25 protein-coding genes and 1 pseudogene are annotated in these 21,416 nt (G+C 37.2%); 7 read left to right on the plus strand and 19 right to left on the minus strand.

Going from position 1 to position 21,416, the window contains the following annotated elements:
- Position 1 precedes the first annotated feature (1 nt).
- Together NY607_RS18995 and NY607_RS19000 are read right to left on the minus strand one after the other, a co-directional pair.
- The gene (locus NY607_RS18995) at positions 2 to 493 is read right to left on the minus strand and encodes a GNAT family N-acetyltransferase (protein ID WP_259420163.1); all 492 of its coding nucleotides are present in this window, start codon (positions 491 to 493) and stop codon (positions 2 to 4) included.
- 99 nt (positions 494 to 592) lie between these two features.
- Positions 593 to 757 (minus strand): hypothetical protein, encoded by a 165-nt coding sequence (locus tag NY607_RS19000; RefSeq protein ID WP_004230164.1) that lies wholly within the window; start codon positions 755 to 757, stop codon positions 593 to 595.
- A gap of 221 nt (positions 758 to 978) precedes the next feature.
- Here NY607_RS19000 and NY607_RS19005 point away from each other — a divergent pair, with 221 nt between their 5' ends.
- Positions 979 to 1,824: a copper amine oxidase N-terminal domain-containing protein gene (locus NY607_RS19005; protein ID WP_259420164.1), complete on the plus strand. Its 846-nt coding sequence runs from the start codon at positions 979 to 981 to the stop codon at positions 1,822 to 1,824.
- 91 nt (positions 1,825 to 1,915) lie between these two features.
- Positions 1,916 to 2,089 (plus strand): hypothetical protein, encoded by a 174-nt coding sequence (locus NY607_RS19010; protein ID WP_175400719.1) that lies wholly within the window; start codon positions 1,916 to 1,918, stop codon positions 2,087 to 2,089.
- A 47-nt stretch (positions 2,090 to 2,136) separates the two neighbouring features.
- Here the strand turns inward: NY607_RS19010 and NY607_RS19015 are convergent, their stop codons facing one another.
- The 3 genes from NY607_RS19015 to NY607_RS19025 form a co-directional block, all read right to left on the minus strand.
- A complete protein-coding gene (locus NY607_RS19015; RefSeq protein ID WP_054548625.1) occupies positions 2,137 to 2,520 on the minus strand; it encodes a VOC family protein in 384 nt (127 codons plus the stop codon).
- Between the two features lie 51 nt (positions 2,521 to 2,571).
- Positions 2,572 to 2,850: an ArsR/SmtB family transcription factor gene (locus NY607_RS19020; RefSeq protein ID WP_054548639.1), complete on the minus strand. Its 279-nt coding sequence runs from the start codon at positions 2,848 to 2,850 to the stop codon at positions 2,572 to 2,574.
- A 329-nt stretch (positions 2,851 to 3,179) separates the two neighbouring features.
- Entirely contained in the window at positions 3,180 to 3,668 is a 489-nt protein-coding gene (locus tag NY607_RS19025) for an Lrp/AsnC family transcriptional regulator (RefSeq protein ID WP_259420165.1), read from the minus strand.
- A gap of 206 nt (positions 3,669 to 3,874) precedes the next feature.
- On the opposite strand from NY607_RS19025, the gene NY607_RS19030 reads away from it, so the two are divergent.
- Complete coding sequence (locus tag NY607_RS19030) at positions 3,875 to 4,750, plus strand: DMT family transporter (protein WP_259420173.1); 876 nt, start codon at positions 3,875 to 3,877, stop codon at positions 4,748 to 4,750.
- An 11-nt stretch (positions 4,751 to 4,761) separates the two neighbouring features.
- Here NY607_RS19030 and NY607_RS19035 read toward each other — a convergent pair whose 3' ends face one another.
- Positions 4,762 to 4,956, minus strand: a complete 195-nt coding sequence (locus tag NY607_RS19035) for a hypothetical protein (RefSeq protein ID WP_237900731.1) — start codon at positions 4,954 to 4,956, stop codon at positions 4,762 to 4,764.
- 31 nt (positions 4,957 to 4,987) lie between these two features.
- On the minus strand, positions 4,988 to 5,203 hold the full coding sequence (locus tag NY607_RS19040; protein ID WP_259420166.1) for a hypothetical protein: 216 nt from the start codon (positions 5,201 to 5,203) through the stop codon (positions 4,988 to 4,990).
- Between the two features lie 415 nt (positions 5,204 to 5,618).
- On the opposite strand from NY607_RS19040, the gene NY607_RS19045 reads away from it, so the two are divergent.
- Positions 5,619 to 6,131 (plus strand): GNAT family N-acetyltransferase, encoded by a 513-nt coding sequence (locus NY607_RS19045; RefSeq protein WP_259420174.1) that lies wholly within the window; start codon positions 5,619 to 5,621, stop codon positions 6,129 to 6,131.
- A 47-nt stretch (positions 6,132 to 6,178) separates the two neighbouring features.
- Here NY607_RS19045 and NY607_RS19050 read toward each other — a convergent pair whose 3' ends face one another.
- The 11 genes and pseudogenes from NY607_RS19050 to NY607_RS19100 form a co-directional block, all read right to left on the minus strand.
- Positions 6,179 to 6,427, minus strand: coding sequence for a hypothetical protein (locus tag NY607_RS19050; RefSeq protein WP_233436400.1), 249 nt, complete (start codon positions 6,425 to 6,427; stop codon positions 6,179 to 6,181).
- 221 nt (positions 6,428 to 6,648) lie between these two features.
- Positions 6,649 to 6,987 (minus strand): hypothetical protein, encoded by a 339-nt coding sequence (locus tag NY607_RS19055; protein ID WP_048392945.1) that lies wholly within the window; start codon positions 6,985 to 6,987, stop codon positions 6,649 to 6,651.
- Between the two features lie 99 nt (positions 6,988 to 7,086).
- Positions 7,087 to 7,623 (minus strand): TlpA family protein disulfide reductase, encoded by a 537-nt coding sequence (locus NY607_RS19060; RefSeq protein ID WP_259420167.1) that lies wholly within the window; start codon positions 7,621 to 7,623, stop codon positions 7,087 to 7,089.
- Between the two features lie 117 nt (positions 7,624 to 7,740).
- Complete coding sequence (locus NY607_RS19065) at positions 7,741 to 7,908, minus strand: hypothetical protein (protein ID WP_259420168.1); 168 nt, start codon at positions 7,906 to 7,908, stop codon at positions 7,741 to 7,743.
- 143 nt (positions 7,909 to 8,051) lie between these two features.
- Positions 8,052 to 8,195 (minus strand): hypothetical protein, encoded by a 144-nt coding sequence (locus NY607_RS19070; RefSeq protein WP_237900727.1) that lies wholly within the window; start codon positions 8,193 to 8,195, stop codon positions 8,052 to 8,054.
- Positions 8,196 to 8,435: 240 nt separating this feature from the next.
- Positions 8,436 to 9,062 (minus strand): annotated as a pseudogene (locus tag NY607_RS19075) (histidine phosphatase family protein).
- Positions 9,049 to 9,387, minus strand: a complete 339-nt coding sequence (locus tag NY607_RS19080) for a hypothetical protein (RefSeq protein WP_131520278.1) — start codon at positions 9,385 to 9,387, stop codon at positions 9,049 to 9,051. The pseudogene NY607_RS19075 and the gene NY607_RS19080 overlap by 14 nt, the downstream one beginning before the upstream one ends.
- A 204-nt stretch (positions 9,388 to 9,591) precedes the next feature.
- Complete coding sequence (locus tag NY607_RS19085) at positions 9,592 to 11,277, minus strand: methyl-accepting chemotaxis protein (RefSeq protein ID WP_131520279.1); 1,686 nt, start codon at positions 11,275 to 11,277, stop codon at positions 9,592 to 9,594.
- A gap of 680 nt (positions 11,278 to 11,957) precedes the next feature.
- Positions 11,958 to 14,753, minus strand: coding sequence for an ATP-binding protein (locus tag NY607_RS19090; protein ID WP_259420169.1), 2,796 nt, complete (start codon positions 14,751 to 14,753; stop codon positions 11,958 to 11,960).
- Positions 14,746 to 15,108, minus strand: a complete 363-nt coding sequence (locus NY607_RS19095; protein WP_048392951.1) for a response regulator transcription factor — start codon at positions 15,106 to 15,108, stop codon at positions 14,746 to 14,748. The genes NY607_RS19090 and NY607_RS19095 overlap by 8 nt, the downstream gene beginning before the upstream one ends.
- 23 nt (positions 15,109 to 15,131) lie before the next feature.
- Complete coding sequence (locus NY607_RS19100; RefSeq protein ID WP_259420170.1) at positions 15,132 to 16,763, minus strand: diguanylate cyclase; 1,632 nt, start codon at positions 16,761 to 16,763, stop codon at positions 15,132 to 15,134.
- 243 nt (positions 16,764 to 17,006) lie between these two features.
- Between NY607_RS19100 and NY607_RS19105 the strand changes: the two genes are divergently transcribed.
- Positions 17,007 to 17,486 carry a DUF6530 family protein gene (locus NY607_RS19105; RefSeq protein ID WP_016994140.1) on the plus strand — a complete coding sequence of 160 codons (480 nt, stop codon included), beginning with the start codon at positions 17,007 to 17,009 and terminating at the stop codon, positions 17,484 to 17,486.
- A 17-nt stretch (positions 17,487 to 17,503) separates the two neighbouring features.
- Positions 17,504 to 18,883: an MATE family efflux transporter gene (locus tag NY607_RS19110; protein WP_259420171.1), complete on the plus strand. Its 1,380-nt coding sequence runs from the start codon at positions 17,504 to 17,506 to the stop codon at positions 18,881 to 18,883.
- A gap of 285 nt (positions 18,884 to 19,168) precedes the next feature.
- On the opposite strand, the gene NY607_RS19115 is transcribed toward NY607_RS19110, so the two are convergent.
- Positions 19,169 to 19,963, minus strand: a complete 795-nt coding sequence (locus tag NY607_RS19115) for a PhzF family phenazine biosynthesis protein (protein WP_259420172.1) — start codon at positions 19,961 to 19,963, stop codon at positions 19,169 to 19,171.
- Positions 19,964 to 20,118: 155 nt separating this feature from the next.
- Between NY607_RS19115 and NY607_RS19120 the strand changes: the two genes are divergently transcribed.
- On the plus strand, positions 20,119 to 21,276 hold the full coding sequence (locus NY607_RS19120; protein WP_131520283.1) for a Ger(x)C family spore germination protein: 1,158 nt from the start codon (positions 20,119 to 20,121) through the stop codon (positions 21,274 to 21,276).
- Positions 21,277 to 21,416: the final 140 nt, after the last annotated feature.

The following is a 21,416-nucleotide window of genomic DNA, read 5'->3' on the forward strand; positions in this document are numbered from 1 at the left end:
TTCATCCGTCCTTTTCATCAGGTAATAATTTAACCATGCTAACGTTCGTCAACGATATGCCTTGTCGCTCGACTGTTTGTGTTTGCATGATTTGGTACCCTTTCCGTTCAAAAAATGGTCTCGCTGTAAGACTAGCATCCGTGTAAATATGGGTAAGACCAAGCTTTTTTGCGTCTGCTTCTAGTAAATCTACGATGGCTGATGCAATCCCCTGTCCTTGAAAATCCTTATGGACATAAAGTCGATCTAAATAGCCCTCCATTGTCATATCCCCAAAGCCAACAATTTGATGATGCTTCCGTGCGACATAGGTCTTATTATGTCTTAAAGTCTTTTGCCAAGTCGCTACTTTAACTGGCTGTATTGCTAACGGTGCCCAAGCCTCCAATTGGGCCTGTGAATAATCTTTTGAGTTTACACTATGTACGGTTTCGTAAAATAATTGCAGAATTTCTTCTAAATCATCGTCATGATAGTTTGTAAAATGAAGCATCTATACACCCCTTTTCTCGCAATCTATTATACCAATGATAGGATATTTATGTAAAATTATAGCAAGCTTATAGATCCCTATAATCTATAAGCTTTTGTTTTACTGTTTCGGTGTATTGGCTGTTAGCGGGTTTGCATTGGCGACTAATTGTACAGGCGTCGTTGTTTGTTGAAAGCTATCCTTTTGTCCTTGATTCGATTTCCCGTAGCCTTTCATCACAGCAAATAATGCTGCACCAACAATGCCCCATGTCAAAAACTTCATTTAAAAAACCTCCTTTCAGCATTAGTATTCGAGAACAAATACAGATTATACGCTGTCAAAAAGTTGCTATTAGCGATGGTGACTTTGTGTCATTATGCATCTAATAATTAAAACGTTTATCGAATTCAGTGAAAAAATAGTAAGATTTTTATTATATACTAAAGAATATTATGGTAAAATTTCGAGGTGGTAAGTGTTTTAAGTAAAGGAGGTTTATTACCATGAAGAAAATTTTTACAGGGCTATGTCTAACAACGATGCTGTGGATGGCAACACCCGCGGAAGCTGCAACAACACAAATCAAAATCGACGATGTTGTGGTAAAATCTGATACAGCACCCGAGCAAAAAAACAATCGAACAATGGTGCCATTACGAGTGATCAGCGAAAATCTTGGTGCACAAGTTCATTGGCAGGATTCACAAATCACCCTTGCAATGGATCAAACAACCATTAAATTGAATCTTAATAACCGAACAGTCATTAAAAATGGTGAAAAAGAACAATTGGATGTACAACCATACATGAAAAACAATCGCACCTATGTACCAATCCGCTTTATTGCTGAAACATTTGGCAGTCAAGTGTATTACAATCAAGGCACAGTAAATATTACGACTGAACCATTGCTAATCGAAGATGAAAAAATCAAGGTACTACGCTATGAATACCATATGACAATGGGTGGGATCATTCAGGACATCAAGGGCAATGCCTATCACCAAGCGCTTTACAAAATTTTCCAAGAAATGAAAGGTGACAAAGTTGAGGCTCCGAAAGAATATTATTGGCACTTCAATTTAGAAGCACCTGGATCTTATTATAAGCTTGGCCAATTCGATTTTATGAGCCATGATAATAACAGTGTCAAACAATATGATATCTATACATTAAATCAACCTTTCCCTGAGGAACTATTACAGGGCTATCCTAAAGTTCTACTACATGATGCATCAGAGGATAACTGGTATCTATTCTCTGAACAAGCTGTAAAGTCAATACAGCAGCTGATGAATAGCGCAGATCATAATGGCTTTAGCAAAATAATTAGTAATACAGTCGCTTAAAAAAATTTTTAATGGCAGCTATACACAACATATTCTGTAAAAAGATGTGCAAAATATTCATATCAACGATTGATTGATGGAGGTTTGCCTCATGCAGAAATTCCTATCATTAAGTATAGCGCTACTATTCCTTTTATCTGCTTGTTCGTCGGAAGAAGCTCCGCCCAGCGAGGAAGCAGAAGCCAAAGAACAGACCGTAAATGCGCAGCCAAAAGAAAATCTAAACGTTTTGAACGATGATAAAGGTTGGGTAATGGCTGAGTAATGAGAAAAGCGTGTTTTGATATTTTTTATCAAACACGCTTTTCTACACTATTTTTGTATAATCTGAATAAGGTTGCCACATGTATCATTAAAAACTGCTATTGTGACTTCTCCCGCTTTTGTCGGCTTAAGTGTAAATTCAACGCCTTTCTCCAGTAAACGGCTATACTCCTTTTCTAAATCAGCAACTCCAAACATTGTTGCTGGAATGCCTTCAGCGAAAATCCTCCTTTGATAGTCCTTTGCTGCAGGATGCTCATCTGGCTCAAGTAATAGCTCAGTGCCCTCTAAATCATCAGGCGACACAAGCGTTAGCCATCTATGTTTCCCTACTGGGACATCCTCCTTTTTTACAAACCCTAGCTTTTCCGTATAAAATGCCAGTGCCTTTTCCTGATCTTGTACAAAGATACTGTTAACAATAATATTCAATTGCTTTTCCTCCTTTTAAGTCGTTTAAGAAGCATCCTTCACACGTAAACTTTACTCTACCCATCCTTTCAGTAAATCTTTAAGTGGTTCCTTATTGAAAAGAATGACTCGATATTTTCCCTTCCGCTGTGATAGGACGAGTCCAGCACTCTCCAAGACAGACAGATGCTTAGCAATCCCCTGTCTCGAAATTGAAAGTTCATGTTTCATTAGAAGACGCACCGTCAATTCATACAATGTCATCTCATCACACTCAGCCAGTTCATCTAATATAAGTCTACGAGTCGAGTCCCCTAGTGCTTTAAAAACAGCGTCTTTATCCCAATTCATAGCTTGATTATAGGCAACTATATGGTTGCATGTCAACTCTAAGCAACTTGTGGGTTGTATGATTTTTGTACGTATGGTCTCCTTATTTGAACAGGATGAATCTTTAGGAGCGGGGTCTATTCTTTTTAAAGCGGAATTCTACTCATTTAGAGCGGCAACTAACTTTTTAAGAGCGGGTCACTACTCATTTAGAGTGGTAACTAACTTTTTTTAGGACGATTTTCTACTCGTTTAAAGCGGCTGCTTACCTTTTTCGAGCGCTTCTCTACTCATTTGGAGCGGCTGCTTACCTATCATGAGTAAAAAACAGCAAGCCTGAGTTAGCTTACTCAGACTTGCTGTTTTTCTTCGATCGGTAACACTGTAGAATATTTAATTTCTCGTAAGGATAAATTCGTTTGAATTCTAGAAACGCCAAGCTTATTTAATTTTCGAATAAATTGATTTAAGTCTTGGCGGTCTCGAATTACGACCTTTAACAAATAATCATAGGCACCTGTTAAGCAATGACATTCCAAAATTTCGGTCATTGTTTTCAAGCTGTTTTCTAACTCCTCTATTTCCTTCTCCTGATGAATATTTGTGCTCATAAATATATAGCACAATAAATCAAACCCTAGTTTCTCCTGATTTAAAATTGCGACTTGTTGATCAATATAGCCTTCATTTTCTAGACGTTTCACCCTTGTATGGGTTGCTGGTGGGGACAGATTCACACGTCTAGCTAATTCCGCATTGCTAATGTGAACCTCTCGCTGCAAAATCGCTAATATTTGCAGATCCACATGATCTAATCCTTTATTTTTGATATCCTCCATTGTTTTCTCCTCTTTTGATTATTTTTAGACAAGGAAGTTTTTAATGCGATTTCAAAATATTATTTTGATATTCATTAAATAACTTTCGATTATTTTGATTTTATTCAATTATACAAAATATTATACTGATAAATCACTAATAGTGCTATGATTCTTATTATACACAAAAGCAAAAGGAGTGTACCTATACTGTGGTTAAATTTTATATGGGCTTAATGCTTGTCACGAGCTTACTATGGGGAGGCAATTTTGTTGTGGCTAAGACGCTAGTGGCTCATGCCTCTCCAATGACCTTAACGTTGGTCAGATGGCTGATCGCCGTGATCGTCCTGCTACCGTTAGTTTGGTGGAAAGAGAAGAGATTGGTTCCTGCTAAGGCCGCTCTTGTGCCATTATTTCTGATGGGCATTACAGGTGTTGCCTTGTTTAATATATTTCAATTTTTAGCGTTGGAACGAACAACATCCACGAATGCTGGTCTTATTTCTACAATGAATACCATGTCCATCGCCCTTTTTTCCTTCGCCTTTCTGAAAGAAAAAATAAATGGCTTGCAGCTTCTGGCGATGGTACTCTCTTTAATTGGTGTTTTTCTTGTCCTATCGAAAGGAGATTGGCAGCTGCTATGGCACTTCCAATTGAATATAGGAGATTTATGGATGGTGGCAGCCGTTTGCGTATGGGGACTTTATTCTGTATGTAGTAAGTGGGCTATGCAAACAACCTCTCCGTTAATGGCGACTTTGTATGCAGGTTTGTTTGGGGTACTCATCCTAGTCCCATTCACGTTTACGGATTTTACCTTCTCCGAAATCGACTCCTCTTTCATCCTTTCGCTTCTTTATACAGGGGTCATCTCTACAGTAGTTTGTATGGTATTTTGGAATATTGGCGTTCAACAATTAGGTGCTACAACCTCTGGTATTTTTCTAAACTTTAATCCTATTTTTACAGCATTACTCGCCTTTTTATTTATCGGTGAACAGCTAAGCTGGCTGCAAGGCATTGGGGGAATCATCGTGATTTTGGGCTGCTACTTATTCACACATTTTAAAACGAAGACGCCTCAGGCTGTGCTCTAAATTTCTATTTTTCAAACTTGCAAATAATAAAAGATGCTTTGCTCATCAGGAGGCAATGCATCTAATGACGAAGACGTTTTTTTGCTACTACCACAAAATGAAACCACCGTTCCTTCGTGAAGCTTGCTTGTAATACGTAGACCTTGACCATAATGGTGTTGCCATCTGATGGATGAGCGTTCTTTAGGCTGTAGTAGTTTTGCCAATTGCTCTTCATCCATTCCAACGCATTATCCGTTACGGTGATTTCAAGATGGGTATCAAAATTGATAATACGAATATGTATCGTTCCCCGTCAGAACGCTTTAACATTCCATGCTTTAATGCATTTTCAATTAATGGCTGGATAGTCAGTGCTGAAATGAAGACATTTGTCTCCGACTCTAGTTGCCATACAACCTGAATACGCTTGCCAAAACGCTCCTGCTGAATATAGAGGTAGGCTTGAACCAACCTAAGTTCATTTAACTAGTGGAACAAGTGCTTCCACATTTTGAAAATTACTGGACTCTCTTAAAAAATCACTCAATGCCTCTACTAATTTACTTGTCCGCTCACTATCTAATTCACTTAACCCGACAGGAAGTAGGTCTTTTTAAGGACGGTCCTTTTTAAGTGGATGTCTGAAAGAAGCAAACCAGTATTCATGTCTATCCCTGACCCCAATGCGCTCAATACCAAAAACACATTATTCACTTTTGCCTATTTCACCTCCTAGGTTACGCTCCAATAATAACTAACGTACGTTCCATGAACGCAACCATTGTACTAATCGCACATCTACAAAACTGAACAATCAAAAAACAGATGATATTAGCCCTAGACTACAGGTATAATGAAAGAAAAACCAAAATTGATTGGAGATGCCATGAAAATTCGATTAGAAACATTAACACAGGGTGATTTTGAAAACTTATATGCATTTGAGGTTAAAAATAGGGCCTATTTTGAAAAAACAGTCCCAAGTCGAGGGGATGACTATTACGAATTACCAAATTTCATAAGAAAAAATGACATGCTTTTAGAGGAACAAGCACAACAGCTATCCTATTTCTATCTAATAAAAAATGAACTTGAAGAAATTATAGGAAGAATCAATGTAATCGATATTGATAAGGATCAACGATTAGGCCATATCGGTTATAGAGTAGGACAAGAATTTAGTGGGAAAGGGGTTGCCCATACAGCCTTAGAATTAATATTAGACCTTATGCGCCAGCAAGGCATACTCATCATTGAGGCACAAACAACAACGAACAATATAGCCTCTCAAAAAGTATTAGAAAAAAATGGTTTTAAACCATTGGATAGAAGCGGAGAATCATTTGAAATGAATGGTCAAAACCTCACTTTTACTTATTACCGGTGGATTAATTCCTAGGATGATCTGACAAACCGTATTGTCAGATCATCCAATAAAGAATGTGCCTAATCTAATGAGACCCCTTTAATCGCTGTTTTCAATTCCTCTAAACTCTTAATCATTTGCAGTAAAGAATGATATTCAGCTGCATTCAAGTGATCACCATGCACTGTTATGTATCTTTTTATGCTACTTTCCATTGTTTGAATTTCTAGCATAGCATTATACTGAACGTCAGGTTCTTGAGGTCTACTCTTCTCTCTATTTTGTTGGTTTCGATTTTGGGGCACTCGGTTTGATAACTCCTTTAACATATTGTATACCTCCATAGATATACATATTTTGCATGACAAATTACTAATAACAAAGGGTAATTATAGTATAATAGTTACCTTTTTATTCCTTTATAATTGTAAAAATACAATTATCGAAGCCTATTTTATAATATAGCACTCTACAAATTCTATACAACGCAAAAAAATCAAAATGAGCACCTAGCCATCTTGATTTTTTTGAAGGTGGAAGCCAATAACTTTCACACCTTTTGTGGTGGAATAATGCCTGTTACAAGTAAAATAAAGAATACCAATCCAATAAGGAAAAATATCAGTGACGCTATAAATACGGGCCCAAGTTTAACCTTGAACCGTTCTCGCTCATGAATGATCCCTGTTTGTGCACTCACTTGAGATGTATAAAGTCTTGACATCGCTCCACCGCTACTCGAAAAGTAAAACGTTCCTAAGGTAAAGGCAATGCCCGTGAAAAACATCACTTCGATAAATCGCACAGAGAATATTGTGGCAACCCAGTACGTCAACGATATTTCTACAATCCATGCAATGATGATAATAATCATGTGTTTCCGTGGCATTAAGGGAGCCCCTTCCTTTTTTCTTTAGCTACTTCTACGCATCTTTTTAGAAAAAGTTTCATTTTTCTAAATATATTGTCTATAAGACTTATTCTGTTCTTAGAGATCATCAATCAATTGTATTAATTGTTGTTGAGTGAGTTCGCCTTTCACGCTGTGCTGTAATTTTCCTTCTTTATCAAAGATAAATGTACTAGGATAATTCACCACTTCAAACGTTTTCTGTAGTACTCCCTCTTCGTCTAGGAAGATAGGAAATGATAAAGCATTAGTATCCTTAAATGCTGCCGCCTTCTTATAGCTATCATAGGCTGTGGCATTGATGGCTAGCAGCTCGACATCCTTTGATTTTTGTTGATAGAATGCCTCTAGTTCAGGTGCTTCCTGTTGACAAGGCCCACACCAGGACGCCCAAAAATTCACTACTACTATTTTGCCTTTATATGCTTCAAACGTTGTGGAGGATTGATCTAGCTTTGTTAAAGCAGTTTCATAATTAATTTGTTTGGTGCCATCCTCCAAAACAGTCATAGATGGTGTAAGAGATGCTTGGAAAAAAACATTTTTTAATGCCACACCAATAAAGATTGCTATGATAAGTGCAGAGATAATGAAACTAATTTTTTTACGATTCATACTAACTCTCCTTTTAAAATATACAAATATTTGTATATTTTACCATACTATCAACTAACAGGATATGGACTTTTTATAAAAAATAGCCCCTACTCAAAAAGTAAGGGCTACTCTTTCTTACGTGAAAGATGTTTTATTTTTATAGGCAATTACACTTACGAGAAGTAGCATACTAGCTGAAAGGAAAAAAACAACTCGTATCCCATACCATTCTGACAACATGCCCATCATTAAAGATGAAAGGCCGAATACCCCTGTCACAATGACATTCAACGATGTATACACCGTTGGTAATTTCTCCTTTGAGACACTTGTTTGAATCATGGTTTGCTGTGGAATGTTTTTTAATTGGCCACATTAGCCAATCCGCAAAGAATAATGTAAAAATAGCGGATAACAGCGCACCTCCACTTATGAACATAGCTTTTTTACGCTCGATAACTTTGGTCCATTTTAAACAAATCATACGCCCTATAATCATGCCAATAAAAAAAATACCGTTGAGAAGAAGCCTGCAATGCTTCGTCTACAAAGACAAGTAAAATCGCTGCGCCCCACACTACACCTGCCATCGATGGGGGATTTCATTTTTTCAATTTCTATGCGTGATTTTGATTAAATTTCAAGAAAATTCTAAAATTTTTTCTTATTTTAGCATTACTTCCACTTTGTTGCCAGAACACAAAAAGACCAGGTGTTCTCAAAAAATTGGAGCCCTGATCTTTTTGTGAAAAGTGAAACCTACTAGTTTGCTTTAGTGTTTTGTATTCTACTAGTACAGTAGTCGTGCCAGCTTGGCAAAGGTTACACATTTATAAAGGAAATTTGCAAAACGTATTTTCCTCGTTTAATCTTTGAACTGTATTTAGTTGTACGCCTTCAAAAATGAGTTGATAGATATCCGGTTTAGATGTATTTTTCCAAAAATCATAGCCATAACGGGTATCGAAATAATGGAAGATGATTGCCATAATATTACCATGTGTACAAATGACGATTGTTTGACCTGCATATTTCTCTAATAGATGAATGATTTCTGGAATGGCTCGATTTTGGACATTTCTGCTTGATTCACCACCCTCCAAACAGTAATCGAGGTCTTGAAATGATTTTTTTATCGCTTCATCTATTTCTTCGGTAGGAAGTTGATAAGCTCCCTTTAACTGTTTTTCTCATAAACCTTCAATTATATGTATCTCCAGCATGTGATCATCAGCCAATCCTTGGATTGTTTGAATAGCTCGTGTATAAGGACTTGAAACAATCACATCTATGTTAAATGAATGGAGCACTGTCGTTATTGCACTTGCATCTGCCTTACCCTTTTTAGATAAGCCTCTTGTCCGTTCCTTTCCAAAGATAAATGGTGATTCTGCATGTCGAATCATTAAAACGGTTGTTTCCATTGCGATCCCCCTCGCCTTATTACTTATCCGCATATCTCCTCGCAAAAGTTGAAGGCTTATAGAATACCTTGTATGTATCGGCAAGCTCTGCTCTCACCCGTTCTGTTAGCTGCATTCCTTGCTGATTAAATCGTTCCTCTAATTCAACTCCATACGGAAAAATGCCGTCATTCTTCCAATCAATCCATTCTCCATATTGTCGAATCCATATTTCTAATTCGTGTTTTAATTGAGCTGATAGTGGGACATCCTCTATATTTAAATTACAAAAACAACGATGACACCAAATTGGGTCTGCCCCTATATCCCCTTCTACTCTTAGCTGATCGGTCATTTGTGATGGACATGCACATTCCATGTGTGAGTCGACTCCTTTTCACTAAATCTGAACTTACAACGATACCAATCATACCCTTTTAAAGAGGATTTTTCAAAACGAGTGAATTATAAAACCCATGTCATACAAAAGGAGAAACCGTGTATTGGTTTGATCTAAGCCATGAGATGCGGTATCCAAAACTGAACCCAGGGCTCACCATTTTGATGAGTCCTGGGTTCATGCTTAGTTAAGCTTAAACTGGCCTACCTGGCTATTTAATTCTTCCGCCATTTTTGCAAGCTGATTGGAGCTATTCGAAATTTCCTCCATCGCACTCGAAGTTTGCTGCATCGTTGCGGAGGTTTCTTCCACCCCTGCAGCAGATTCCTGAGATATCGCTGCAATTTCCTCAATGCCTTCATCTATTCTTACAGAGTTTTCTACCAGCTGATTTAAGTTTTGAGAGACACTCGTAATGTTTGTGGCCATCTCTGTTACAGCCTGGTCAATTTCGATAAATGTTTGACTCGTGAGAGAGATTTGTTCTGTCCCTTGCTGTACCTCTTCATAGCTCCGTTTTAAAGAAATTGTGACATCATTGGTTTCCTCTATAATTTGCCCGACGATGAGCTCAATATCGATAACTGACACTGACACCTGCTCTGCCAATTTACGGACTTCTTCTGCCACCACGGCAAAGCCCTGACCTTGCACACCTGCCCGTGCCGCCTCAATTGCTGCATTGAGTGCCAATAAATTCGTTTGTTTGGCAATATCATTTATGACAACGACAAGCTTGGAGATATCCTGAGATTTATGATTTAATCCCTCTACTTTATCAACTGCATCATGGACGATGGCATCAATCTTTGTCATTTGATTGGTAGACGCTTTAATTAAATGTTGACCTGAATTTGTTAGAGAAAGAACATGATTGGAATTACTCTGGACGTGTTGACCGTTTTGACTTGCCTCATTCATTCGAATGACAAAATCACTCATCAAATTGGATAGGTCACTCGTATTATTTGCCTGTGATTCTGTTCCCTCTGCAATATCATTCATTGTCAGTGCTACCTGCCCGGTTCCTGACTTAATTTCAATCGAGGATTGTAGAAGTTGTTCACTGTGTGCAGCTACCTCATTGGACACATCTTGAATTCGCTGAAGCATGTCCTTCATTCTCGTAGTCATCGTATTGGTGGAAGCACTTAATTCTCCAATTTCATCTTTTGCCTTAATAGCTAGCATCTCATGGCTTAAATCACCCTGCGCAATCAGCTTCACTCGTTCTGAAATTTGCTGAACAGGTCTAGAAATTGATAATGCCGAAGTGAGACCGGCTCCAATTGCTAATAAAACAACGATACCAAATGCCCCAATACTAATTGTATTGAGACGTTCATTATTCTCTATTAATGTTTGTCCAGCCTGGCGAATCGACTCCTCGCGTGAGCTTGCCAGCGCTTCAAAGCCTTCACGTACTGCCCTAATTTCATCCTCTTTACTAATTAGGTTATTAACGGCTAATTCTTTATTGCCACCTTCATAGATTGGAAAGACATTTTCCTCCACATATTGACGCCATTCCTTTGCTCTTGCCGCAACTACCTCCAGTTCTGGCGATTCAAGTATTTGCCGAGCTTTTTCCTCGTTTGCTAAAGACAATTTTGTATATTCTTCATATGTATCTTTATATACTTTCTTGCCTGTTAATACATATCCTCTGGCAGCACCGATTCTCACCGAAATAGAGTTGGCTAAGTGCTGATCGACAATAGACAATTCCAGCTCCCGATGCACCATATCTTCAATCTCTTTATTCATTTGGATATTTGAATAAATAATATATCCACTTTGTATCATAATCCCTATTAGAATGATGAAAAATCCGAATAAGATTTTTGTCCGCAATGATTTGAACTTCATAACGATCCCCCCTCTTTCATTCAAAAATAAACCTTAAAATGAAAATTTTTACACTTACTAATCTGGTAATACTTTCCCTATGAACAAACAAGGGAATAAGCCGTTATTTGCTACTATGTACCAGTGATGCATTCTTTTACTATTTTTACATGCCATTTATGATATTTTTACTTTTCCGCAAAAAATCACTATTATAACTTTTATTATTCATAATTTTTTCACCACCATTCTAAAAAAACAGGTACTTACACATAATCCCTAGGAATTTAGAAATAAACATGCAGTATTTTTGTAAGAATTATTTTACTTCAAATCCCCTAAATTGGAAAGGGTGTAAATTAATTTTTTTAATAGATGTATTTTTATACATTAATTTAATTAACACTGGATTACTAAAAAAACCAGGTACTGTTAAACAATACCTGGTTTTATGGGAAACTTATTTTTCTATTTTATTGGTAGAGAAAGAACCTTATTCACTATTTTTTAAGAGACTTCTATTATAGAAGCAGAGACATTCTAATAAGAAGACTGTCTGCACTTTACTCTATACCACTATAATATACAGAAAAAATATTTAACAGGCTAAATATGACGTAAGCTTTATCATAAGTTGTTTATCGTTGCGCTACTGCACTCACATTTTATTTACAATATAATGCTACGGACAATGAATCCAGCTATCCTAATACAAACAGTTTTGATATTTCTTCAGGTGGGTATGGTTTGGTTAAGTATTTTTTAATTTGAAATTGGTCCACCATTTCTTTTACCTCATCTAATGCTGAGGATATAATAATCGGTATCTCTTTTGTATGCTCTCTTTCTCTTAGTGCATGGACTAAATCCCAGCCGCTCATTTCTTCGCCAAGCATTATGTCAATCACAATACCAAGTAAAGGCGTATTGAGTGTATCTTCAAAAGCTTTTTTTGGGTCATGATGATGAATTACGGTAAAGCCCTTGCTTTTAAGCTCTTCAGACAACAATAGAGCTAAGCTTAAGTCATCCTCGACGATCATAATGTTTAAGCCTTTGCTATCCTCCATTACATCCTCTTCATCGAAGGTGATAGTGTTATTTGCAAGTGGTAAAGTAAAGTACACAGTAGTACCTTGTCCCTCTTCCGACTCTATCCATATTTCTCCTTCATGCTTTAAGATGATTTCTCTACAAATGGAGAGACCCAGTCCAGTGCCTCCTATTTTACGTCTTAAACTATTATCGATTCGTTTGAATTTTTGGAACAACTGAGCAATATCCTGTTTAGATATGCCAATGCCCTCATCTTTTATGCTCACTTGAATTTTATTATTTTTGTTTTCTAACAAAATTTCCACATCCCCACCTTGGGGAGAAAATTTAATCGCATTTCCTATTAAATTAATAAATAATTGAACGAGTCTATCTTGATCTGCATTGACATGGACCTCTCTTGCCTTATCAATTAGATGGACATTATGCTTTTGCTCATGTCGGAAGCGATTGACAATTTCAAAAGCTATTTCATTTAATTGTAGTGTCTCCATGTTATATTGCTGCTTGCCTGACTCCATTCGCTGTAAATCCAAGAAGTCATTTATAAGATTGGTTAGTCGCACCGCTTCTCTATGAATTGTATCGATATATTTATTTTGTCGTTCGGGTTTTATATTTTTCGTTAACAGAAGCTCTGTAAAGCCAAGTACGCTCGATAAAGGCGTTCGCAGTTCATGACTTACCGTACTCACTAATTCGGATTTCATTTGATCTACTTCATATTCTCTTGTAATATCACGATGCACAAAAATTGTGCCTACTTTTTCCTGTCCATCAAAAAGACAGGTTGCATATACCTCGACAAAGATTTCATGTTCAGCCGTCATACAATAGCGGTATTTTCGTGTATCCTCAAAACTTTCCATAATAGATGCCTCTAAAAATTCAATTAATTCATCTGATTGGGCACTACATTTTTGGAAATGCTGGAGCCAATCCTTTTTAGAGATACTTGTTTCTGTTGTCAAGTTAAGGAGGTTGACAATACCACATAGCGCTCTATTGATAAGAACGGTATCGCCTGTAGCAGAAACTAATTGGATTCCTTCGTTGACATTATCAATAATCGTTTGATTTAACGTCCTCGATTTTTCTACTTCTTCATACATAAGAATACGTTCAAATGCGATGGACACACGATTTAATAGTCCGTTTAAACTATCTATATCCCGATCATTGTGGGGATGCCCCTCTCGTGTCGCCATTAAAATAGCGACTAGCTCTCGTTTAGAATTAAACACGGACGAATACAAATCGTAGGCATAATAAGAATCTTGTGCAATTCCTTTTTCATTAGCTGTTAATTGACGTTTAATAACAAAGGATTTTTCCTGCTTTAATCGCGCTTGTTTATCCATGTCAAAATTATCAACTAGGGCTGCAGCAGATTGATGTGATAAGCCTTTTGTTGCATACACATTACCCTCCATCCAATACAGCACACTCGTATCATATTGATAAATGTCATTTAAATAATTATGGAGATTATCGATTAGTTTCTGTTTATTTAACGTAAAGGTTAGTACATGATTTAATTGATTATACTTTTCTAAATAATTTAATGAATTTTGTAATTGTAGTTGATTTTCTTGAAGCTCGTCCTGCTGCGCTAAAAGCTCCTCATTTTGAGTGGTCAGTACCTCTTCCTTATCCTGAATGGAGAGTATCATTTTAAGAAATGAGTTCGCTAGAATGCCTAACTCATCCTCCTTTTGTACAAGATTACCTAAATCAATGGATTTCCCTGACGCCAAAGCGTTTGTCGCAAGTGTTAATTGTTCAATTGGTCGAATCATATTATTCAGCACTCTTCGTAAAATGACCCCAACAAATAGTAAAATGAGACCGCTAATCATGAGCGAAATAAAAGTAAATAATTGCCCCTGCTCCACTGTCTTGCTAAAAATTTGGTTTAAGGAGTGGTCTGTTTTTTTCTTATAGGATTTTGTATAGGCAATAAATTTATTGACAAGGTCATTTGCGCCACTATTCGAAAGCTCTCGCAAAGCCTCATAATCCCCCATCTTCGCAAAGCTTAACCCTTTTGGGAGAGTAACCGTTTTATAATTATAATGAAAATCAACTAGCTCATTATAGAGCCCTCGTTCTTCTTCCGTTAAATCCAGTTGCGAAAACTTCTGTAATAGAACTTCGAAATTCTCCAAATTTTCATACAATAACTTTAATTCCTGCTCATTTTGAAAGGCATAGTAGCCCCTTGCTCGAAAAAATATGCCATTAAAATTTTCTTCCAATTCATCCACAAGCATTGATTTTTCATACATTTGCTCTCTCTTCTGCTGTAGGGCATTTTGACTTGCATTGACTACGACAAGAAAGGCAGCAATGATGATTAAAAAGCTAACAACTAGAAAAAGCAGCATTTTAAAGAATTGGCTGCGTATACTTTTATTCAGCAAGGGTGTCGACTTAATCATTTAAGATGTCCTCCACCAGATTCATTAGCTTAATGGGACTAAACGGTTTGGACATAAAGTAATCTGCCCCTAAATCAAATACCTTTTGACGATCACTTTCCTGTGATTTTGCTGTCAGCATGAGAATAGGCATCGACATTTTAATCTCTTGTGGGAGAAGCTCGATCACCTCAATTCCTGTTAAATTCGGCATCATATAGTCGAGTATCATTAAATCATAGGAGCTTTCCATCATTTTTTTTAGGGCTTCTTCGCCATCCTCTGCCTCATCAATATCAAATTCTAAATCTTCTAATGTTTCACGTATTAACATGCGTAATATTTCTTCATCATCTACTACTAAAATTCTAGCCATCCTGTCTTTTTCTCCCTTTCCCATTAAAGAAACATTTGATGAATTAAACGAACAATACGTTCTGATACTTCAGCCACATTAAACGGCTTCACAATATAATCATCCGCCCCATTAATGAAAGCCTTCATGACGTATTCTTCCCCCACACGTGAAGTTAGCATGGAGACGATTACATTACTTGAAGCATGCTGCTCTCTTATCTTACTCAGCACCTCGATGCCGTCCATTTTCGGCAATATCCAATCTAATAAGATAATGTATTTGCATGTAGGGTCATACCAATTGGATTCTAGAAAACTAATGCCATCAGGAAATGCCAGTGTTTCAATCCTATAATCGTCCTTTTCCTCCAAATGCTTAAAATGATTGGTAATCAGATCACGAATAATATACACATCATCAATGACAACGACCTTGATTTTCACCTTTCTTTTCTCCACAGCAGCTACGTTATCAAAGATGATCGTTTGATTTCTCCCTAGTTGCTTGGCCGTATAAAGTGCTTGATCTGCCTCTTCTAGCATCTTTTTAGGATGTAAATTGGTAGAAGTGGCTTCCGTAATTCCACTCGAAAATGTAACATGGAATTTATTTTCATTTGCTATGAATGTTTTTACCTCCATGGAGGTACGAAGTTTTTCAATAAAAATAAATGCCTCTTTTTTAGTTGTACGAGGCATTAAAATCACAAATTCTTCTCCACCATAGCGACAAGCAATTTCGTCAGCCCCTTTTAGCTCCTTCACCAATGAAGCAAAACCCTTGAGCACCTCATCCCCCACTAGGTGACCATATGTATCATTTACTTTTTTAAAATAATCTAAATCGATCATCGCAATTGAAAAATGTTCTTTGTTTTGCTGATGGTGTTTAATGAAAAGCTTCATTTGCGATTCCATAAATTTACGATTATAAATTTGGGTTAATTCGTCAATGACGATAGCCTGTTCTAATTCTCTTTTATAGGCTAAGCGATTGGAAACATAAGCGATTAATACCTCTTCATCAATGGGCTTTGCCATAAAATCCATAGCACCCATCTCCAATGTGCGAATACGATTTTCTTTACAATCATTACTACTAATCACTGTCACAAACATGAGCTCTTTTTTCGTCTTTTTAATATTGTCTAAAATAGAAAAGCCATTAGAATCTGGAAGCATGATATCTAGAAATACGATGGATGGTTGCAATTCATAAATTAACGCTAATCCTCGTTTACCATTATGAGCTGCAATGACAGAGTAGCCCTTTTTCTCTAAAACATTTTTTAAATAGGAAATAAATACAACATCATCATCTATTATCAGAATAAAATTTTGTTTTGCTGGATTTTTAATGATGGTTGTAGGATGTTCCATATGTTGTGTCATTGAATCATTTTCTTTATAAAAATGGACGCTTTCAATAAATGGAGCAAGAAACTTTTTCCATTCTGATTGGGTCCATTGCTTGTTGCTGTCTTCATTCAAAAGCTCTAGCTTTTCATGAGCAATCGACATTAATTCATGTAAACCGATTGATCCAGCGGTGCCTTTTAACGTATGTAAAAATGAATAGAGCTCGTCTTCTCTAACAAAGTCACTATTAGCCCATTTTTGTAAATTTTCACATATACGTGTATAAACCATTCGGTGATATTTAGCTGTTTCCATCCTATTTCTCTCCAATCAATCATACTTCTATAAATTATAACTTACTATTTTGTAAAAACCACGGCAGATTTTGAACGTTTATTGTAATGAATCCCTTACTCTAAGCCCATCTTTAGCTGGTCTTAAAAGAAAGGGTTCAAACTTTGCCCTTTTCGATTGACTTATGGAAGCGTTTAATGCTAAATTTACTAAAGCAGTAATTTACTAAATTACTAAATTCGAAATGATAAGGAGTACGGATACATGAAAATTCCAACACATTTAAAACATAAACCTGTCATCGTGGCAGAAAATTATGCCAATATTGATGGGCGCACAGCTTATCAAACAGATGCACAAGGGCTTTCCCTTGGTCTGGCACAATGGAATGATCGAGGAAAGGTTGATATTTCTGCGAAGGTTTGGCGGCATACAGGTGGCAAGTGGTCTCGCCAATCAGAAGAACTTCCCCTACACCGCGTACTTGATCTCGCTATTTTAGTGTGTGAAACGGAACTTTATTTTAAGGAGGCTTATCGTCATGAGCATTTATATGATGAAGAAAACCCTGTAATTAATCGTGTAGGCCTACAGGGAGATGCCATGACAGTGGAAGTTTGCACAGAAAATGAACAGATTAAAGAGGATATTCAGCTTTTTCAGCAAGCACTTAATAATGATGGTGAGCTCATTGGTGAACGCCTACGCACACTATCAAGAATCTTAAAAGAAATGGGTTATTAAAACTCAAGAGGAACTTAATGATGAACGAACAAATGTTACAGGATGATCAACAGCTACGCAAAGCTTTTTTTAATTTCTTAATTCCCGTGATGCTAGCGAATGTGCTGCAATCTGTTGGCCAAGTTTTTGCTATGTTTATCGTCGGACGCAATTTAGGGGTCGATGCCCTAGCAGCCATTTCGGCATTTTTTCCATTTTTCTTCTTTTTAATGGCCTTTGCAATTGGCATTGGTTCAGGAAGCTCTATTTTAGTCGGGCAAACATTTGGGGCTGGTAATCATGCCAAAATGAAAGAGGTTGTTGGTGTAACACTCGCCTTTACAACTATTTTATCCATCGCTGTCGCGATTTTTGGTGGCTTTTTCATCGAATGGATTTTACGTTTTATGCAGACACCTGCGAATATTTTAGACATGAGTATTAGTTATGCCCAAATACTTTTCTTCACGTTACCGATTATGTTTTGGTATTTGGTGTATACAACCTTTATGCGAGGAGTCGGCGATTCCAAAACACCTTTTCTATTTTTAGTAATTAGTGTTGTGTTAAATATCGCCTTCCTCCCCCCTTTAGTATTCGGATGGTTGGGGTTGCCTGCGTTCGGCTTAAATGGGGCTGCCTATGCTTCTGTGTTATCAAACCTGGTGACAATGATGCTGTTGTTAGCCTATTTGCATAAGACAAAGCATTTACTACGTTTTGATAAAACAATCTTACAGCATTTTAAATTAAAGAAAGATATTTTAACGTCCTTATTAAAGCTAGCCATTCCATCCAGTATTAGCATGGTTGCCATTTCAGTAGCCGAAATTGCCGTTATTGGCTTTGTGAATGGCTATGGTTCGGATGCTACTGCCGCTTATGGCGTTGTCAATCAGGTAGCTAGCTATGCACAAGTCCCAGCAATGAGTATTGCCATTGCAACATCTGTCTTTGTAGCACAGGCGTTAGGGGCTAATTCTACAGAGATGATTAAAAAAATCCGACAAATGGGTGTGCGCATTAATTATCTTCTAGGTGGCGCGATCATACTCATTATGTATCTGTTTGCAGAGCCTATTTTGGCTTTCTTTATCGATTCACATGAGACTGTACTTATTGCCAAGAATTATTTATATATCGCCTTTTGGAGCTATTTAATTTTTGGACACACACAAACTGTTTCTGCTACAATGCGTGCCACTGGTGTCGTATTATGGCCAACTATCTTCTTAGTCATTACGATTTGGGTTGTACAGGTACCATTGGCGTTCCTATTATCTCACCATACGTCACTAGAACTAAATGGCGTTTGGTTAGCCTATCCAATCACCTTCTGCGTCCACTTCATTATGCAATATGCATACTTCAAGCTAGGCTGGCAAAAACGAACATTAAAAGCTATGTTGAGCGAATAAAATGGAAGAGGGCATGCCATATGTGCGTGCCCTCTTTTTATTATGGCAACAAAATAACCAGGCACTCAAAATTGAGCCCTGGTCATTTTGTGAAAAGTGAATGTTACTACTTGCTTTAGTTTAATTTGTATTCTACTAATAGAGTAGTCGTTTACCATTGAAAAAGGTTACAACAAATTTCAAATTTTTCTCTCGCTTTTCGCAATCATAGTAATAACCAAAATAAGGAAAAAATATAGGAAACGAACTATTTACTTTGAATACAAATCTCCTTCTAAACCGTATCTAGATGTTTAATTCCCCATGCAATACTGTAACTGCTGCGCCTGCAATTAATACCTTGTTGTGATGAGGGGTCACATAGATTACACCTCCACGTTTAGAAAGCTGCTTGCTGACAAGCTGTTGTTTAGATAATTTCTCACACCAATAAGGTGCTAGTGCGCCATGACTTGATCCATTTACATGATCCTCATCAATGCCTTGTGCTGGAGAAAAAAAGCGAGATACGATATCAATACCTACTTCCTTCGATTGACTAGTTAGGCATATACCTCGAACAGGAAACTGCTTCATCGCAGAAAAGTCAGGTTTAAACTGTGCAATTAGGCTTTCATTGCCTACTTCCACGATATAATCCAATTCGGTCCTCCCTACAAAGATGGGCTTACATCCTAACCATTCCTCCAATGCTGAAGGACATTCCATTTCAGCAATTGGATACGTTTTGATGGCGATTTCCACTCGATCATGTTGCCACTTGGCATGTAAAGGACCACTTGCTGTATGAAATGTAATTGTGTGCTCCTTTGGCACAATTCCTTGCTGCCAAAGCACAAAGGCACTAGCAAGGGTGCCATGACCACAAATGGGTATTTCCCTATTTGGTGAAAACCATTTCAGCGAAAAATCAACCTGTTTTTTTTCAATAAAGGCTGTTGTCGGGACAGGTATCTCCTGTGCAATTTTTTGCATGGCCTCCTCAGAAACTTCTTCATCTAATAGACATATTGCTGCAGGATTCCCTTTATATAGTTCATTCGTAAATGTATTAATTAGACAATATGAAATACTAGTCACGTTCTTCCCTCCTTACCTCATCATACCTAAAAATCGTCTTATTGGATATAATTTTCCAAGTCCCATTTCCTCAGCTAGCACTTTATAAAAAAGCCATCTTTTGTCTAAGCTAACACTATAAAATACAACCGAAGAGCAATTCGAGTGGAGAAACCATGAAAACTTATTTCAAATTTATAATGATCATCGGATTGACGACCTTACTCGCTGGATGCTGGGATATTACAGAGCCGCAAAGAATGTACTATATAAATGCAGTAGGTGTAGACTATGAAAACGACGAGTATATTGTCTATTTACAAGTGATTAATTTCGCTGATGTCGCGAAATCTATACAACCTAGCGCAACGGTGGCGCCTGCTGAAGTAGGACGTGCCACTGGTAAAACAGTAGAAGAGGCCATTTACAAATTATATCGCTCCTCGGATCAAGAAATTTTTTGGGGGCATATGCGATATATGGTCTTTTCAGAGCAGGCTATGGAAAATGAACGGATTATTCCTGTCATCGATACATTCATACGCTTTCGCGATACTAGGTATCAAATTTGGGTGTATTGTACAAAAAACCCAGTAGAAGACATACTGCTTGTCACACCTATCTTAAGAAATTCGTTATCCTCATCAAAATTAAGTAACCCAATCAACCCAACAGAACAAGAAACATTTATTGAACCAAAAGACTTAAGAGATGTTGTCATTGGCTTAAATGAACCAAGTCATGAAGTAACAATTCCTTATGTGTCCATTAAAGACGATTGGGAAACAGATGAGGAGCAAGTTGAGGAAACCTATTTTTCAGGGGTTGGTGTCCTATCGAAAGATGGCTTTAAGGGGTTCGTGCAAGACACTGCGGCTCGCGGCAGTCAATGGATGCATAACTATACAAATCGTGGGGAGATTACCTTTCAATTAAACACAAGTGACCAGGAAGAACTAACGGTCAGTATTGAGAAAATACATGTCGATGTGGAACCATTTGTCAAACAAGAGGCTGTTACATTTGAAGTCAAATTGAGAATCAATGCGACCATCAATGGTTTTAAAGGAAAAGTAACCGAGCAGGAGCTGAAAGAGCTTATTGTAAAAGAAGTGAAAAAGGAAATCCAGGAAACCTTTAAAGAAGGCCTAAAATTAGATGTGGATATCTATCGATTGTCAGAATATCTCTACCGCGATAACGTCAAGGCTTGGAAAAAGCTTGAGAAAGATGGAAAAATCCCATTATCAGAGGATTCGATTAGTAAAATTGATGTGGATGTAGCCAAAATCAATCCAGGTCGAAAAACTTTTACAGAAACAATAAAAAAATGACCAGATGTCCTTATGAACTGCACCCCGTCAAGTAGACAGTTGAAATAATAAAAAATGTATTAAGCGGCTTGAGTCCTGAATTCTAACGGACTTAAACCGCTTAATCGTTTCTGATAACGATAGTAATTATAAAAATGAAT

Origin of the sequence: Lysinibacillus sp. A4, assembly GCF_024919535.1 — a bacterium.
GTDB lineage: Bacteria > Bacillota > Bacilli > Bacillales_A > Planococcaceae > Lysinibacillus > Lysinibacillus capsici.